Annotated in this window: 18 protein-coding genes and 1 pseudogene; 3 read left to right on the forward strand and 16 right to left on the reverse strand. The window is 39.4% G+C overall.

Annotated features, from left to right (window positions below; translation table 11 throughout):
• Window positions 1-60: 60 nt before the first annotated feature.
• The 12 genes and pseudogenes from C7B62_RS00375 to C7B62_RS00430 form a co-directional block, all read right to left on the reverse strand.
• Window positions 61-441 (reverse strand): response regulator, encoded by a 381-nt coding sequence (locus C7B62_RS00375; protein WP_106232618.1) that lies wholly within the window; start codon window positions 439-441, stop codon window positions 61-63.
• Window positions 442-454: 13 nt separating this feature from the next.
• A complete protein-coding gene (locus C7B62_RS00380; protein WP_106232619.1) occupies window positions 455-2,626 on the reverse strand; it encodes a PAS domain S-box protein in 2,172 nt (723 codons plus the stop codon).
• Window positions 2,627-3,122: 496 nt separating this feature from the next.
• Window positions 3,123-3,644 (reverse strand): hypothetical protein, encoded by a 522-nt coding sequence (locus C7B62_RS00385; protein ID WP_106232620.1) that lies wholly within the window; start codon window positions 3,642-3,644, stop codon window positions 3,123-3,125.
• Between the two features lie 83 nt (window positions 3,645-3,727).
• Window positions 3,728-4,213, reverse strand: a complete 486-nt coding sequence (locus C7B62_RS00390; protein ID WP_106232621.1) for an allophycocyanin subunit beta — start codon at window positions 4,211-4,213, stop codon at window positions 3,728-3,730.
• Window positions 4,214-4,348: 135 nt separating this feature from the next.
• Window positions 4,349-4,822 carry an allophycocyanin subunit alpha-B gene (gene apcD / locus C7B62_RS00395; protein ID WP_106232622.1) on the reverse strand — a complete coding sequence of 158 codons (474 nt, stop codon included), beginning with the start codon at window positions 4,820-4,822 and terminating at the stop codon, window positions 4,349-4,351.
• Window positions 4,823-5,441: 619 nt separating this feature from the next.
• Window positions 5,442-5,660: pseudogene (locus C7B62_RS00400) on the reverse strand (phycocyanobilin:ferredoxin oxidoreductase); the annotation flags it as partial.
• A gap of 156 nt (window positions 5,661-5,816) precedes the next feature.
• Window positions 5,817-6,146 carry a phycobilisome linker polypeptide gene (locus C7B62_RS00405; RefSeq protein ID WP_106232623.1) on the reverse strand — a complete coding sequence of 110 codons (330 nt, stop codon included), beginning with the start codon at window positions 6,144-6,146 and terminating at the stop codon, window positions 5,817-5,819.
• Between the two features lie 13 nt (window positions 6,147-6,159).
• Window positions 6,160-7,020, reverse strand: coding sequence for a phycobilisome linker polypeptide (locus tag C7B62_RS00410; RefSeq protein WP_106232624.1), 861 nt, complete (start codon window positions 7,018-7,020; stop codon window positions 6,160-6,162).
• A gap of 28 nt (window positions 7,021-7,048) precedes the next feature.
• Window positions 7,049-7,864, reverse strand: coding sequence for a phycobilisome linker polypeptide (locus C7B62_RS00415; protein WP_106232625.1), 816 nt, complete (start codon window positions 7,862-7,864; stop codon window positions 7,049-7,051).
• 121 nt (window positions 7,865-7,985) lie between these two features.
• Window positions 7,986-8,474 (reverse strand): phycocyanin subunit alpha, encoded by a 489-nt coding sequence (gene cpcA, locus C7B62_RS00420; RefSeq protein WP_106232626.1) that lies wholly within the window; start codon window positions 8,472-8,474, stop codon window positions 7,986-7,988.
• A 68-nt stretch (window positions 8,475-8,542) separates the two neighbouring features.
• Window positions 8,543-9,061 carry a phycocyanin subunit beta gene (locus C7B62_RS00425; RefSeq protein ID WP_106232627.1) on the reverse strand — a complete coding sequence of 173 codons (519 nt, stop codon included), beginning with the start codon at window positions 9,059-9,061 and terminating at the stop codon, window positions 8,543-8,545.
• A 388-nt stretch (window positions 9,062-9,449) separates the two neighbouring features.
• The gene (locus C7B62_RS00430; RefSeq protein WP_106232628.1) at window positions 9,450-9,677 is read right to left on the reverse strand and encodes a hypothetical protein; all 228 of its coding nucleotides are present in this window, start codon (window positions 9,675-9,677) and stop codon (window positions 9,450-9,452) included.
• A gap of 172 nt (window positions 9,678-9,849) precedes the next feature.
• Here C7B62_RS00430 and C7B62_RS00435 point away from each other — a divergent pair, with 172 nt between their 5' ends.
• From C7B62_RS00435 to C7B62_RS00445, 3 genes are all read left to right on the forward strand, one after another.
• The gene (locus C7B62_RS00435; RefSeq protein WP_106232629.1) at window positions 9,850-10,458 is read left to right on the forward strand and encodes a hypothetical protein; all 609 of its coding nucleotides are present in this window, start codon (window positions 9,850-9,852) and stop codon (window positions 10,456-10,458) included.
• Between the two features lie 56 nt (window positions 10,459-10,514).
• On the forward strand, window positions 10,515-10,829 hold the full coding sequence (locus C7B62_RS00440) for a BMC domain-containing protein (protein WP_106232630.1): 315 nt from the start codon (window positions 10,515-10,517) through the stop codon (window positions 10,827-10,829).
• Between the two features lie 141 nt (window positions 10,830-10,970).
• Window positions 10,971-11,324 (forward strand): carbon dioxide-concentrating mechanism protein CcmK, encoded by a 354-nt coding sequence (locus C7B62_RS00445; protein ID WP_106232631.1) that lies wholly within the window; start codon window positions 10,971-10,973, stop codon window positions 11,322-11,324.
• A gap of 155 nt (window positions 11,325-11,479) precedes the next feature.
• On the opposite strand, the gene C7B62_RS00450 is transcribed toward C7B62_RS00445, so the two are convergent.
• The 4 genes from C7B62_RS00450 to C7B62_RS00460 form a co-directional block, all read right to left on the reverse strand.
• Window positions 11,480-12,028 carry a hypothetical protein gene (locus C7B62_RS00450; RefSeq protein ID WP_106232632.1) on the reverse strand — a complete coding sequence of 183 codons (549 nt, stop codon included), beginning with the start codon at window positions 12,026-12,028 and terminating at the stop codon, window positions 11,480-11,482.
• Window positions 12,021-12,179, reverse strand: coding sequence for a hypothetical protein (locus C7B62_RS25545; RefSeq protein ID WP_158260607.1), 159 nt, complete (start codon window positions 12,177-12,179; stop codon window positions 12,021-12,023). The genes C7B62_RS00450 and C7B62_RS25545 overlap by 8 nt, the downstream gene beginning before the upstream one ends.
• A 122-nt stretch (window positions 12,180-12,301) precedes the next feature.
• Window positions 12,302-12,763, reverse strand: coding sequence for a hypothetical protein (locus tag C7B62_RS00455; protein ID WP_106232633.1), 462 nt, complete (start codon window positions 12,761-12,763; stop codon window positions 12,302-12,304).
• 119 nt (window positions 12,764-12,882) lie between these two features.
• Window positions 12,883-14,601 (reverse strand): ABC-F family ATP-binding cassette domain-containing protein, encoded by a 1,719-nt coding sequence (locus C7B62_RS00460; protein ID WP_106232634.1) that lies wholly within the window; start codon window positions 14,599-14,601, stop codon window positions 12,883-12,885.
• Window positions 14,602-14,873 lie beyond the last annotated feature (272 nt).

Here is a 14,873-nt window from a genome sequence, read left to right on the forward strand (position 1 = left end):
TAGTCATCTTTAAAATCAAGTTGAGCCACTAAAAATAAATAACTTATTACTTATTACTTATTAAATTTCCCATCTCAATATTTTGGCTATTTGACTAGCCAGGGTCATAGAATTAAAGGGTTTGGTAATTACATCCACCACACCTAAGCTTTGAAACTGCTTTTTTTCCACAGCTTGGGCTTTTGCCGTTAAAAAAATAACGGGGATAGTACTAGTTTTGTCGTTGTTTTTGAGGTGTGATAAAGTATCAATGCCGTCCATTCCAGGCATCATGACATCGAGTAGAATTAGGTCAGGCTGATGGTTTTGAGCCAAATCAATTCCTACCAAACCAGAAGAAGCGATCTCAACTTGCCAACCTGCTTCGATGCTGATGCCCACCTGAACTACCTCCTGAATCGTTTCTTCATCGTCGATGAGTAAGATATTTTTTTTAGTCATGGCGATCGCTCTTTTACTGAATTAGTTCGGGTAAGGTGAAATAAAAAGTACTGCCGTTCTCTAAACCACTTTCAGCCCAAATTTGCCCGCCATGTCCTTCAACTATCTGGCGACAAATAGCCAAGCCTAAACCAGTACCCCCTTTCTTACGAGAATCAGAAGAATCTACCTGTTGAAACCTCTCGAAGATTGTTTCTAGACGATCTTGGGGAATACCCTGTCCTCGATCCTGAACAGCAAAAGTAATGTAGGAGATTGATTGATTTTGGCGATGAGGCAAAGCCTCTGCTAGATGCGAAGCGCGAAAAAGCGTTGGCGGGGTTTCCCCGCTTGAGCTTATTGAGCAAGAAGCGGTATCTTTGAGGACGCGATCGCGATTTTTCTGAGGACTTGCAAAGAGCATTACAGTACTTTTAGGCGGAGAAAACTTGATTGCATTGCTGACCAAATTAGTCAGAGTTTGCACTATGTAATCTCGATCTGCCCACACAATCAGATCGTTGGGTTTAAACGATAGCTGAATCCCCTGTTCTTGAGCTAAGTTTTTCATGGCTTGAACAGCTTCGACCATCAATTCTTTAGTTTGACAGGCTTGTTTGTTCATGTTGATTTTGCCTGACTGAATTCTTTGGAGATCGAGAACATTATTGACTAGATGTACTAGTCGCTCAGTTTGTTCGTCGGCAATTTTCAGCATCCGCTTTCCTTGATGAGAAAGACTACCTAGTTTGCCCGTGGCTAAAATTTTTAGCGAACTATGTATGGAAGTTAAAGGCGTTCGCAGTTCGTGGCTAACAACAGAAAGAAATTCGTCTTTCATCCGTTCGATCGCTTTGCGATCGCTAATATCACTACTCAAAGCAAAAAAACCTTGAATTGTATTCTGTGATTGAAGATGAGGAATATAAGTAACGCTGAGAGAATGTACACATCCATCCTGCAAGACTAAATCTCGCTCGTAGGTAACGGTTTCACCCTTAAGTGCTGTGGCTACGTACTGGCTAATTTGTTGGTATTCGTCTTTGCCATGAACTTGGGCAAGATGGCGATCGCTCATCTCTTCGGGAGATAGTCCCAACCAAGTTTGATAAGCCTGATTGTTAAAGCGATAATGCTGTTGGCAATCTACATAGGCAATCAATACAGGTAAACCATTGGCAATTAAGCGTAGTTGCTCTTCACTGTGACGTAGTGCTGTTTCTGCTTTGGTGCGTTCACGGAGTGCGGCTTGTCGTTCGCTAATTTCCTGCCTCAATTTAGCGGTACGTTCAGCAACTATACCTTCCAAATTTTCTAGCAATTCCCCTTGAAATAGAGCAATGCCAATTTGATCGGCTAATTGTTGCATTAGTTCCTGTTCAAACTCAGTCCACTCTCTCGGTGCTTGACATTGATGGGCAATTAATAAGCCCCAGAGATGTTCGCCCTTGCTTGAAGACTTAGTATTTTGGAGGATCGGCACAACCAGCTTGCTTTTTATTTGCCACTCCTTCATAAACTCAATGAGGCATTCGGCTAATCCCGCATCAGGTGCATGAACATTAGCGATCGCTCTGATTCTTCCCTGAGTATATAGCTGGCGATAATCTGCGGGAAATACTTCTTCAGGAAACTCTACGCCTAAAATTGGCTTGAAGTCTGGTAATACAGCTTCTTTAATCGGCATCCCTGTACCATTACTAAATACCTGATAAATTAAGACGCGATCGGCTTGTAAGATTCTTTGTACTTCGCTTACGGCAGTTTGAAGAATTTCTGGTAGCTGTAAAGATTGACGAATTTTGAGGGTAACTTCAGCAAATAGTTCTACCCGTTGGTGATGGAGATTTAGTTCTGTTGCTTCTTGCTGTATAGAATCTGTAATGTCTCTAAAAACTAGTAAGTTATGGTGGGGGAGGAAATCTTTAACCAGGCTATATTCAGCCACCTTAGTTTTTCCCTGTGGTTGTTTGAGCTGAATTTTGGCTCGCTTTTGTACCTGTTGACTATCTATAGATGACAGCAAGAAATCACCGATTAATTTACCAATCAGCTTTTTTTTTGTTGCGCCAAATAACTTACAAGCAGCAGGATTGAGTTCTACTATGTGATCTTGGCGATCAAGAATGGCGATCGCTTCTGAAGAATGTTTATATACTGCTTCTAAGAATAACTTTTTGGTTGGAGATTTTTTTGCTCCCGCCATGATTAAATTTGTAATTATTTTTATATAATTATTTTTATTAAATAAGTTTAACTTGAATTAAACTTTGTTATATCAAGGCGACACTAAAATTAACTAACTATATTAAATAATGTCTCGCACCAAAGATTACCGTTTGCAGCTATAAGCTTTTTTGATAACAGTTTCTTGTCAAAGAGATAGAAGCTTGCTCAATAGCATTATAGTTAAGTAATATCATTTTTTTGGTATTAATCGCATTAAAGACAAAGACCACTCCTTGAATTCGATAGCTATCTTTAATTCGACTTCTGCTTCTATGATATTGTTGGTTGTTACTTGATATTTTCTTTACCTTTGCATATACGGAAGAGATAAGCTTTTGCCTTAAGCACCAAGCTTATCTCAATCTCATTAAGCTCCAGATAGTTGAATCGTTAATTTAGAAATATCAACTTATTGGATCTAGTTATTCTATTGCCTCAAAGGTTGTCACTTCAGAAATCGAAGTTTTTCCTAATTAGTTGTGATTATGTTTGGGTTCATAAAACACGGTTTCTATTGGTTGAGAATAAGCCAACGCTTTAGTCCGAGTCTTGGGCTGTTCGTACAGTTGCGTCGAGTTATTGTTACCGTATCCAAACATTTCCTGAGCCTTTGACGGCTTAGAAGCCTGATATAAACTGTACTTTTGGGTTTGATAAGTAGTTTGATACAGTGTATTTTCAACACCATTAATCCTTGTCAAATCAGGTTGCTCAATTCCCTGAGACGGACGATAAAAGTAATCTCCAAAGGGTTGCTTTTGTTTGAGATAGGGTTGAGACTCAGCTTGAGGTATTCTATATTGTAGCCAGGGAAAAGGTTGAGGCTGTGAATTTATTGGCTGCTGATACACTAACTGCGGATTTTCATCTGCTAACATCAGATTCCACTGCCAGTTTTTGAACATTTTGCCGATAAAGGTGTTAGATAAGTCAATAAATCGGGCAATTGCTGCCCACCAGGGATATCGCTCCTGGGTTTTATTAGAAGCGTACATAGTAATAGTTTGACTTTAGCAGTAATTTTTCAAGTAGGCTCACCCGTAACTGAGGGTAGGCTTTAAAAGTAAGTTTTCAAGACCTATTTCAGACCATTAATTATATGATCGAGATAGACATCCATTTCTTGTCCCGCTTCAGTCCCCACCCGTTGAGTTACTACTTCTTTCATAGCCTGGAGAGCCTGAATTATCGGCTCAATAGGAACTCCAAGTGATGAGTAGGTGTCGTTTAAACCATTTAGTACTCGCTCATCTAGAATCGAGGTATCAGCTGCCAGCATCGCATAAGTGGCGTAACGCAAAAAGTAAGTTAAATCCCGTAGACAAGCTGCATAGCGTCTTGTGGGGTACATATTGCCCCCAGGGAGTGTAATATCTCCATATAGCAGGCTTTTTTCAACTGTTTGACTAATAATACTGGCAGCACTAGATCCGATTTTATTAGCTGCATTGACCCGTAAATTACCAGTTTGAAAGTATTTTTTGAGCTGGTCTAGTCGGTTACCCTCAAGATATTGACCTTTCTCATCAGCAGGGTTAATAAGGGAAGTAATTGTGTCTTGCATGAGTGTTTATTATTTTAATTACGAAGTTAGGTACAGAAAAAATGCGCTCTTGTATGCTTTAACTTGTCTCTCCTCAGAGCCTAGATTTTTTACGCTTAAACCAAGTCCTCAAGAGGTTTAAAAGAGATACATCTCCTAAAAGGCACGTATGAGCTGATCGAAATAAGGACCAGCTAAGGCAGCTTCCTCTGAAGTTAATAGACCCATCGCAACTGACTTTAAGCAGCGCATTGCTAACTTCAGATTAGCTAGGGGAACTTGTAGAGAGGTATACATATCGCGCATCCCATCTAGTCCAATGTCTTCTAAGGGCTTAGAATTACCAGCCAGAACGCAATAACTGACTAGGCGAATGTACCATCCTTGATCTCGTTGGCAAAGGGCTGTTTTTTGTGAATCGCCGCTGTTGCTAGGAGTATTAGAACACTGAGACCAGAACTGCTTACTGCCTTGGTCGACAATTTTCTGTTCGTTAGCTGCCAGTTTTTGGGCAGCACTAATACGTACACCACCTTTGTTGAAAAAATCTTGAAGCTGAGTTAGCTCGGCGCTACTCAAAAATCGATCGGACATATCTGATTGAGCAATTACTTTAGCTACAATACTCATTGATGAATTTTCCTCTAAATTGATACTACTTTCTCTGGGCAAATTTTCATTTGAAAACTTACCTCCAAACCGAAATAAATTTTTAAAATAAACTCTAAAAATTTATCGATCTACTAAACAAACAAGGATTAAAAATGATTCGGAAAAATGTTTCTATTAATAATCACTTTTTTGTTTAAATTGGTGCTTTTTTAAAGCCGTTTTATAAAATTTAAACGTTTTCTTTTCTATGTTTAGAATATCATATCTAAATTCTTATTTAATAAAGGTTAACATATATTTTGGGGATTTAAAAAACTATAAAACTTGCTATTTTTCTGTGTTTTCAGCATTTTTATCGAATTAATGCTTTTGCTCAAAGTTATTGATACTTAATAAATAAAATGCTTAAAGTTAAATAAACTAAACATTTTTTGAGTTAGTTTTTTACCAAATCATAGATTTTTATCAATTATTTTATATAAGATTAAGAAATGAAATTACCTCAGTCATTGGTAGGGGTATTTCATTCTAAAGAGAGACAAAATATGGTTATTTCAAGCAGCTATATGTCAAAAGTTTTAAGGGCAATTAAACAGCATTTGAGTTACATAACGATCTGTCCAAGCCTTACCCATATAAAATTAATTTGGGGTAGATTAGCCAGACCTTGACTGTAAGCAGGAGCTAGAGTGCGATCGCGATTGACAGGAGACAGATCGACAATTGCTGCTGCGATACCAGACTGGCTTCCCACCAAATCTACGCCAAATATAGGTAGGTCGTAGTTAGTGCGGGGGAACATGACACAGTGCAGAATATCCAGGCGATCGCCTACTTGAGCTAACTCTAAATAGAGAAGACTTAAATTGAGTAACCATTGGCTCTGTTATATTTTAAAATTTAAGCAAAATTCAAACAAAATTCAAAGTTAATTTAAAACCATCAATCGTAGGAGCTTTATCGAGCAAGCCCCTACAGCTAAATGACTTAAAATTATTTTGGACGAGCAAAATCAATTTTGATGATCTTTAGCAGCTGGTTTTTTTGGGTGTCTAGTAGCTTCAGTTTCTTCAAGTGCTTCAGTATTATCCTTTTGTTCCTGCTGCTTCAAAGCTTCGAGAGATTGAATACTGACAATAGTTCCTCCCATTTTGCCAATACGCTGCATCTCTTCGTTCATCCGACTATAAGGAACAGATACAAAGGCGCTGCTACTGCTGCGAAAAGCATAGTCATTGCTATCATTGGCTTGATTTTGCTTCAATCCCGTAACTTCATACACAAAAATACGATTGTTTGATGAAGAACTCGATCGCCCGCTAATTACTGATTTTCCTAACATCTTTTTAAGTCCTTTAAGCTAAGGTAACGCTGGCAACCTTTCCACCCATTTTGTTAATTTTTTTCAACGTGGGGGTAAGTTTATCGTAGGGTACTAAAATGGCTCGACTAACTCGACGCACCTTGGGATATCTAGGCAAATTCATTGCTGATATTTCAATGCGATAAATACGATTATCTTGATTTGCAGTTCTGAATGCTTTGTTGGGTGCGTTTCCTTGACTAGATTCTTGATAACCCCAGCCAGTTCCTCCACCTGAAGGTGCGATCACCGCAGAAGAAGCATTTTGCGCCAAGTCTTTAGCTAAGCGGGATGTTTTTCCTGCAATCTGAGAGCGATCGCTATTGGCATAACCCCGATATAGTTGGAACATACGGGTGAAACCCACCATTTTCTGTGCTGGTTGAGTTGCAAAACCGATGTAATAGGGAACTATATTGTCACCAAAGTTGGCTTCATATTCTGCCGAGTCGATATAGTCGTCGATATCTGCCTCATAACCCTTATTTTGATAAAGATCGAGGTGATAAATCACTTCAGACTCGTCATAAGCTGCTCGCCCTAGCAAATGCTTGAGATTTAACTCAATTACTCTAGTTTGAAAATTGTCATAAAAGAACTTGGTTTTATAGAGTTCTGATTTAGCTACCGCCCGCACAAATTCTCGCACCGTCAGCGAACCATTACACAGTAAAGATTCTGTAGCGGTTAACCGCTCGGACTGCATAATATAGTCGTTGCCCAGAACCTGACGATAGACAGCATTAATTACTGTTTTGGCGTCGTCTTGAGTCCAATTGGAACGTAATTCTAAAGGTTTGCGATCGTTAAAAGCAGAAACCCCTAAACGAGAAGCTGCTGTTGTAATTGCCACTTACTATTCTCCTGATTATTAATTAAAACTAAGCATTGGTAATGCTGAGAATGCGACTACCCTGCTTGTTTAGCTTTTGCATAGTTGCAGAAAGTCTTTCGTAAGGAACGACATATTCCTGCATACTGCGACGTACTTGGGGTGCGCGTCCCACTGTTCCTTTAGTAACTTTTACCCGATATAATCCGCCTCGATCCGTAATGGTTGTACCAGAAAGAGAACCATTGCCTCCAGGACTACGCACGGCAGTTGCCATATTACGAGCTAAATCATAGGTTAAGCGAGGGCTACCTGTGTTACCTTGAGAGCGATCGCTATTGGCATAACCTTGATATAGTTGGAACATTCTGGTAAACCCAACAGTTTTTTGTCCTGCTTGGGTGGAAAAACCCCGATAAAAGGGAACAATATTATCGCCAAAGCTCTGCACATATTCCTCAGAATCGATATAAGAATCGATATCTGCTTCAAAGCCCTGATTTTGATAGAGATCGAGATGTTCGATGATTTCCGATTCATCGTAGGGGGCACGACCGAGTAAGTGTTTGAAGTTCAACTCAATCGTACGAACCTGATAGTTGTTATAAAAGAATTTTGATTTATAAAGTTCTGATTTTGCTACTGCTCTAACAAAGTCACGCACTGAGATTGAACCATCTGCGAGCAGAGATTCCGCACCGCTTAGACGTTCTGATTTCATCAAATGCTCGTTGCCTAAAACGTGTCGATACACTGCGGCGATCGCCGTGACAGCATCTTCTTTATTCCAATTGGGACGTAGTTCTACTATGTTAGTCTCGTCGAAAGCAGAAATTCCTAGGCGTGATGCTGCTGTAATTGCCATTGGTTATACTCCTGATTTTTTTTTGATAGGTACATTAAAAAAAGTGCCTGGAATTACAGTTGACCATTAAACAAACTAGTAAAGCTCAATAGTCATCTGGGATTCCAAGCTACTAGAAAATCTAGCTTAGAGCGTTAATTGCATACTCAATGTAGGAGTTAGCTTCCACAGCAGGATCGCCACTTAAACCATGATTAGCTTTAATGTATTTAAGAGCTTCTACATACCAGCTAGGAGAAAGCTCGAAAGTAGTGTTAATTTCCGCAACTCCCGCAATTAGATAATCATCCATAGGGCCCGTGCCACCAGCAACTAGACAGTAGGTGATCATTCGTAAATAATAACCAATGTCGCGAGCGCATTTAGCTTTACCTTCAGGAGTAGAGGCATAATTTGGTCCCTGCATTTGAGTAGTGTAGGGAAACTTGGTGTAAACTGCTTGCGCTGCACCTTCAACTAGTTTGTCTGCTTGATTAGTTAATCCTTGAGCAGCTTCTAAACTTGCGTTAGCCTGGCGAAAACGACCAAAGGCAGTTTGAATTTCGCTACTACTTAAGAAACGACCTTGAGAATCAGCAGCCGATACTGCTTCGGTTATAGGAGTCTTCATGGATAAAATACCTCTGGGAATAATGTTTTACTATGTTTAACTAAAAGATGAATTGAGGTAGGAATAAATTAACCTACAGCAGAAGCAGCACGATCAAAGTAACTGGATACTTCTGACATTAGAGAACTACAGTCTCCTTGAGTTACACCATTCTTGTCATTAGCTAAAGCGATCGCCGCTGCCTTCATTTTGTTTACAGCTTCCGCTACAGAACCACCAGGAACACCTAATGCTACATAAGTTTCTCTTAAACCATTTAAGCAACGATCTTCTAAAACACTGCCATCGCCAGAAAAAGTAGCATATGTAACATAGCGCAAGATAATTTCCATGTCTCTTAAACAAGCAGCCATGCGACGGTTAGTATAGGCGTTACCACCAGGGGCAATTAACTGAGGCTGTTCAGCAAACAGAACACGAGCAGCATTAGCAACAATAGCGGAAGAGTTTCCTGTGATGCGGTTTACAACATCCATTCGTTTGTTGCTATCTGCCACCATACTTTTAAGTGCATCAAACTGACCTTGATTGAGATAGTCACCTCTAGCATCAGCTTGAGAAATCACTCTGGTAAATGCGTCAAACATCAATATTTCTCCTAAATCTTAGATTTACACCAAATGATTTTTTTAGAAAACTGATTCCTAACTTTGCTTTACAGAATAGAAGTTTTCAACTCTTTAAAAAGTTAGGAGATTCAGTGACATTTGGATAACACTTATTCAATCAAAGTCTTTGTGCAGTTCTTGTGCAATCAGGTCTTGAGAAAATAAAGTTTTGTATGTTTTTGTGATGATAAGTTTATTTTTTACCGTGTCTAATATCATTAATCCTTTCTGAGATAATTTGGTAATCCTGTTTTTTGTTGATTGACCAGAATTACCACGATTTACTCTTGGTTAGCTTTAGAGATTTTTTCTTCGTCTTGTTGCGCGAATGAGGAGTAATTACTAATCACCAATCATCAATCACTAATCATTCTTGTTTAAAAGTAACTGGCTGATAGCTATCTGTAGGCTGAATTGCCGAAATTTTATCCACATCTTGATTAATACAGCCATCCCGCTTACCTGCCACATATTGACAAACTCTTGCCCAAAGCCTTGTGCGATCGCCTGGTTTCCCAGAACTAAATATTACCTCGCGATCATTTTTGATTTGAACTTGACAAACGGGGCAAATTTCGATGTTTTCTGAGGACATAAAACCTTACCAACTACTATTGATTGCCTTATTATCATACGTATTTTTGTCGTTAATGCTAACTATTACCCTACGATCTCGTTCAAACATAAAGTCGATCTGTTTTTATTGGCTTGCATTGACTGGAGCAGCGCTACAATGCAAATAATGCCGTCTTAGTCGCCTTGGATTGATGACATATACTACCGACGAACTAATTAAAATATTAGACTGTGAGCTAAAAGAAAATTGGAAGGGTAAGCGTGTAGTCTTATCCTCGGCACAGCGTATTAATGATCCAGTAGTTGCTAAAGCTCTTAATATGGATCAGGTAAATAAGGTTTTTGCCTATCGTGATTTTCGTAGCCAAATTCATGAATACCAACAGCAACACGGAGTTTCGGGCATAATTTGGCGTTCTTGCACTTTCAAGCAACAGAGTATTACTTATCCTGAAATTCACAATCAATTGATTCCAGTAGAGGGAGATAAAGAAATACTAATTGCTGCTCGAACTAAAATCTTAAATTTTTGGGAACGGGTTACTTCCCAGATGAAGTTTTGGTTAGTTAACCATCAAAAAGATCGTCAAGGCAATCACCATCAACTAATATCCAAGGAATATCTGCGTAAATTAATTAGTCAAACAGAATGGGCAGAAATTGATGCTGCCCGTACTGAAATCTATCTGGGCTTATGCTGGGGCGATCCGCAAGAATCTCAGTATCAGTGGGCCAAGCCAAAATCAGGTTGCGATCGCATTATCGCTACAGTATCGGAACCGAGCGCAATCAAGATATAGTAGTCTAAGCTAATATCTGATCTGCCTCAATTAACTAAAATTTTGTACTGAAATTTATGTCTCAACAACACGCAGTAGGGGTAATTCAAACTTTGGGTTTTCCCTCTATTTTAGCAGCTGCGGATGCTATGTTAAAAGCTGCTCGCGTTACTCTAGTGTATTTTGATAAGGGCGAAAGTGGTACTTTTGTAATTGCGATTCGTGGTCCAATTTCTGAAGTAAGACCTTCGATGGCAGCAGGAATAATAGCAGCCGAAAATACTTTTGGGGGAGAGGTAATAACTCACTATACTGTGCCTAATCCCCCAGACAATGTAGTTGCTGTTTTGCCAATTGAATATACTCCAGAGGTAGAGCAATATCGCTTTTAAGCAATGACTAATAGATAGCTGAATCTATGTTAAAACTACCCCTAGTCAGCTAAGATTAGTATTCGTATCAAGTAATTTTGAATTACTAAATTTGTATTTGTAATTAATTTTGTAATTAAATAATTTAAGGAGCAAAAATTTATGCCATCTCAATCTGCTGTAGGCTCGATTGAAACAAAAGGATTTCCAGGTATTCTTGCCGCTGCTGATGCTATGGTAAAAGCTGGTCGTGTTACTCTAGTCGGCTATATTCGTGTCGGTAGCGCCCGTTTTAGCGTTAATATTCGTGGAGATGTCTCAGAAGTTAAAACCGCTATGGCTGCGGGGATCGAGGCGGTCAAAAAAGCTGAAGGAGCTACTTTAGAGTCGTGGGTAATTATTCCTCGTCCCCATGAAAATGTTTGTGCTGTTCTGCCAATTGACTACACCGAAGCTGTTATGCCCTATCTAGATCAAGTAGAAGGCAGAACTTTACCCGTTGCCCCAAATAATTAAACTCAGCTCAAGTAGCAATATTGAACTGAGTGGCGTTGTTCTTCTGATTATTCTCTATAGCTGCAAACTTCATTTCCTAGAGATTATTATTGCGCAACCTCACCTTATAAGTCTCTGATGGATTGGACTTTGCTTTCTACCCATTAGAGACTTAGTTAACTCAAACTCATGCTACTTAGCAGTTTTCTTTTGATAGCTCTAACATAAAGAAAAATTGGAAATTGATAATACTCGATAATTAGCCAGATTACGCAAAATAGATGAGCGCAGAAAGTTAAGATTGTCCACATTAAAGGAAGCCAGGATAACAAGCTACCGTTCATGGGTGGAAACAGGTATACTCCAAGAGCAATAATGGCGGTAGGAATCAGCACAAAAGCGATCGCCAGCAAAATATAAACCACTCCGACTTGTGATCCCTCTCGGTAAATCCCCTTCCAAACTTTACCATTCCAATACCAGGTCAAAGGTAGTTGGCTATCTGCCATCTTTAGCAATTGTTTATCGAAGTTGGTAGTGAAAATATGCTGACAAAAGCTACAGGCAAAAGTTTCCATTAAGGGCATTTCTGCCACTTTGCCATGACGACAGACAGGACAAGGATATGTTCCTTGGCAGTGAAAACGGTTGAATTGTGACCATTCTTGTTGTAAAAGATCGGTACTAGGGTGGAGTGAGCGCTGAAAATTATGAACGTTAGACATATAACTTGATAATGCCGTTAATACTTGTGACCGTGCTGCTAGCTATGAGAATCATCCAGCTGCTAGGTGGCATGGAGATAAACAAGAGATTGCTTGGTCGTATCGACAAGGTAAAGCGATCAAAATGTTGCCCCATATCAACTGTGATCATTATGACTAATCCTAGTCCTAGATTGTAATTATAGCTAGCTAGCTATGACTGCTGAACAGTCGTAACCATTTTCGATATAAATGTCAATATTAATTTGCAAAATAAACTTTTGTTGCCGATATTTAAGCTAAATCAGGGGGAATTTTGGTTAGCTGCTCAATCTGCTGTCGAATTAGCTGGGATAAGCGATCGCGTTTTATTTCAACTCCGTGATTGAGATTTAGCGAATTCTCTAGGAAAATGATGCTGTCTACTTGCTCTAGGGAAAAGAGTCGAAACAAAAGCTGCACCACAGAAATTGGCATGGCGATCAAATTTGGATTGGCTGTACCTTGAAAAGTTGCTGCATCCTGTACGGAGACGAAGGCATAAATTACTGTTTTTGACTGCTGTAGTTGAGGATTAGCAATTGTGGTTAAAACCCAATCCTCATCTAGGTTTTGCAGAACATAATATTCGAGATGCTGCAACTGTTGGGCAAATGATTTTAAGACAGGAGCGATCGCGCCTTCGACAACTGCGCTGGGTACGCCATAGTTAGCGGCATCGTTGATAATTATTTGTAACTGTTGCTCCAGTGTCATTGGTAGCTGCGGTGAGTTGTTCCTCATGGATAAGGATAAGTAATTTTTAGTTTTCAGTTGAGTAATTTTATCTTGTGTAAATAACAGGGAATTACTCAACAAATAAAGTCGCTCTGAAATTAAGCTTTGGCTTTTTTTTGCTTATTTTTCTTTTTGTCGGCTTGTTTGGCTTGTTTTGCCTCTTTTTTCGCTGCCTTTAAATTTGCTTCAGCCTCTTGTCTGGCTTTCTCTTTTTCTTCGGCAATTTTATCAAGATAGTAGTGATAATCTCCACGATAAACAACCAATTCTCCATCACGAATTTCCACAATTTTATTAGCCGTCTGAGAAATAAAATAGCGATCGTGAGACACAATTAACACAGTGCCATCATAATGCTGTAAAGCTTCTTCCAGCATTTCTTTCGCAGGAATATCAAGGTGGTTAGTCGGCTCGTCTAAAATCAAGAAATTAGCAGGCTTGAGGAGCATTTTCGCTAAAGCTAATCGCGCTTTCTCTCCACCACTTAAAGCTTCTACTTTGTTAAAGGCGCTGTCCCCACTAAACAAAAACTGTCCTAATAGAGTCCGTACCTGCTCGTTTTTCCAGTCAGGAACTTCATCATGGATCGTATCCATGACGGTTTTATTCAAGTCCAAAGCTTCGGCTTGATTCTGCTCAAAATAGCCAGGAACAACGTTATGTTTACCCAGTTCAATCTTGCCCTCATCAAACTTTTCCATCCCCATTGCCATCCGCAACAGAGTCGATTTTCCTGCACCATTAGGACCCAAAATAGCGATGCGATCGCCTCGTTCAATGGTTAACCCTGCCCCTAAAAATAAAATATTATTATTATAAGCATGGACTAAATCCTCAATAATCAGCACTTCTCGACCACTTCTAGGTGATGGTGGAAAGCGAAACTTAAGAGTTCTTAGGTTAGCTACTGGTGCTTCAACCAACTCAACCTTATCTAGCTGCTTTTCTCTACTTTTTGCTTGAGTACTACGGGTGGCGCTGGCTCTGAATTTTTCGATAAATTCTTGTTGTTTAGCAATTTCTTTTTGCTGTCGTTCATAAGTCGATCCCTGAGCTAGTCGAGCTTCGGCTTTCTGCTGAAGGTAGGAGGAATAATTGCCTAAATAGGTAGTGGAGACACCTCGTTCCGTTTCCACAATTTTGGTGCAAAGGCGATCGAGAAACTCACGGTCATGAGAGACAATCACCATCGGCGTATTAATCCCTCTTAAATAGTTTTCTAACCACTCAATTGTTTCTAAATCTAGGTGGTTAGTCGGCTCATCCAGTAGCAGCAAATCTGGCTCTTGCAGCAAAATTTTTCCCAAACTCATTCGCATTTGCCAACCGCCACTATAAGAACTTACTAGGCGATCGCCATCTTCTGAACCAAACCCCATCTCAGGCAAAATCTTCTCGATTTGAGCATCCAGAGTATAACCTTCTAAAGCTTCAAATTGACGCTGTAGCTTATCTAACTTATGAATTAAACGATCAAGTTGTTCGCCATCAGCCGTTTCCATATCCTGCTGCACCTGATGCATCTGCTGCTGAATCTCGTTGGCTTCCACAAAAACCGTCCAAAATTCTTCGTAAACGGTGCGGGTTGGCTCTACCTCAAATTCCTGGGTTAGATAAGCAATCTTGAGGCTGGTGGGGCGAATTACTTCTCCTGATGTGGCTTCAATTTCACCACTAATAATTTTAAGTTGAGTCGATTTTCCTGCGCCATTGACTCCCACTAACCCTACTCTTTCGCCAGGTTTGACTTCCCAAGTAACATCTTTGAGAACTTCTCCCGTCGTATAAGTTTTACTGATATGTTCAAGTCGCAACATGGATGTCTCCTGTAATGATTGCAATGTAGCAGGGCAAAATACTTGGCTTTAATATTTATTTTTGTTACATTTTTGTCTGAATTTATATTATATGATTAATGAATTGAAATGTTTAACTATTTTGCCGATCACTTGGCTGCCGAACTGAAGATAAAAGTAATAGTGCAGTAATATTGTATTGCTGACGTTTTTTAAAAGCGATGATTGTTAGCTTCAACTATAAAATTAGTTTAAAGATAGTAGCATCTGCACAAATAATTTTTGTGTAATTT

It is taken from the genome of Pleurocapsa sp. CCALA 161 (assembly GCF_003003995.1).
In the GTDB taxonomy this organism is placed as follows: domain Bacteria; phylum Cyanobacteriota; class Cyanobacteriia; order Cyanobacteriales; family Xenococcaceae; genus Waterburya.

Excerpts from the sequence above, each read along its gene's own strand:
- C7B62_RS00455 (WP_106232633.1), bottom strand. The coding sequence starts at position 12,763 with ATGACACTGGAGCAACAGTTACAAATAATTATCAACGATGCCGCTAAC.
- C7B62_RS00435 (WP_106232629.1), top strand. The coding sequence starts at position 9,850 with ATGACATATACTACCGACGAACTAATTAAAATATTAGACTGTGAGCTA.
- C7B62_RS25545 (WP_158260607.1), bottom strand. The coding sequence starts at position 12,179 with ATGATCACAGTTGATATGGGGCAACATTTTGATCGCTTTACCTTGTCG.
- C7B62_RS00450 (WP_106232632.1), bottom strand. The coding sequence starts at position 12,028 with ATGTCTAACGTTCATAATTTTCAGCGCTCACTCCACCCTAGTACCGAT.
- C7B62_RS00425 (WP_106232627.1), bottom strand. The coding sequence starts at position 9,061 with ATGTTTGACGCATTTACCAGAGTGATTTCTCAAGCTGATGCTAGAGGT.
- C7B62_RS00375 (WP_106232618.1), bottom strand. The coding sequence starts at position 441 with ATGACTAAAAAAAATATCTTACTCATCGACGATGAAGAAACGATTCAG.
- C7B62_RS00430 (WP_106232628.1), bottom strand. The coding sequence starts at position 9,677 with ATGTCCTCAGAAAACATCGAAATTTGCCCCGTTTGTCAAGTTCAAATC.
- apcD (WP_106232622.1), bottom strand. The coding sequence starts at position 4,822 with ATGAGTATTGTAGCTAAAGTAATTGCTCAATCAGATATGTCCGATCGA.
- C7B62_RS00415 (WP_106232625.1), bottom strand. The coding sequence starts at position 7,864 with ATGGCAATTACAGCAGCATCACGCCTAGGAATTTCTGCTTTCGACGAG.
- C7B62_RS00460 (WP_106232634.1), bottom strand. The coding sequence starts at position 14,601 with ATGTTGCGACTTGAACATATCAGTAAAACTTATACGACGGGAGAAGTT.
- cpcA (WP_106232626.1), bottom strand. The coding sequence starts at position 8,474 with ATGAAGACTCCTATAACCGAAGCAGTATCGGCTGCTGATTCTCAAGGT.
- C7B62_RS00445 (WP_106232631.1), top strand. The coding sequence starts at position 10,971 with ATGCCATCTCAATCTGCTGTAGGCTCGATTGAAACAAAAGGATTTCCA.
- C7B62_RS00390 (WP_106232621.1), bottom strand. The coding sequence starts at position 4,213 with ATGCAAGACACAATTACTTCCCTTATTAACCCTGCTGATGAGAAAGGT.
- C7B62_RS00380 (WP_106232619.1), bottom strand. The coding sequence starts at position 2,626 with ATGGCGGGAGCAAAAAAATCTCCAACCAAAAAGTTATTCTTAGAAGCA.
- C7B62_RS00385 (WP_106232620.1), bottom strand. The coding sequence starts at position 3,644 with ATGTACGCTTCTAATAAAACCCAGGAGCGATATCCCTGGTGGGCAGCA.
- C7B62_RS00405 (WP_106232623.1), bottom strand. The coding sequence starts at position 6,146 with ATGTTAGGAAAATCAGTAATTAGCGGGCGATCGAGTTCTTCATCAAAC.
- C7B62_RS00440 (WP_106232630.1), top strand. The coding sequence starts at position 10,515 with ATGTCTCAACAACACGCAGTAGGGGTAATTCAAACTTTGGGTTTTCCC.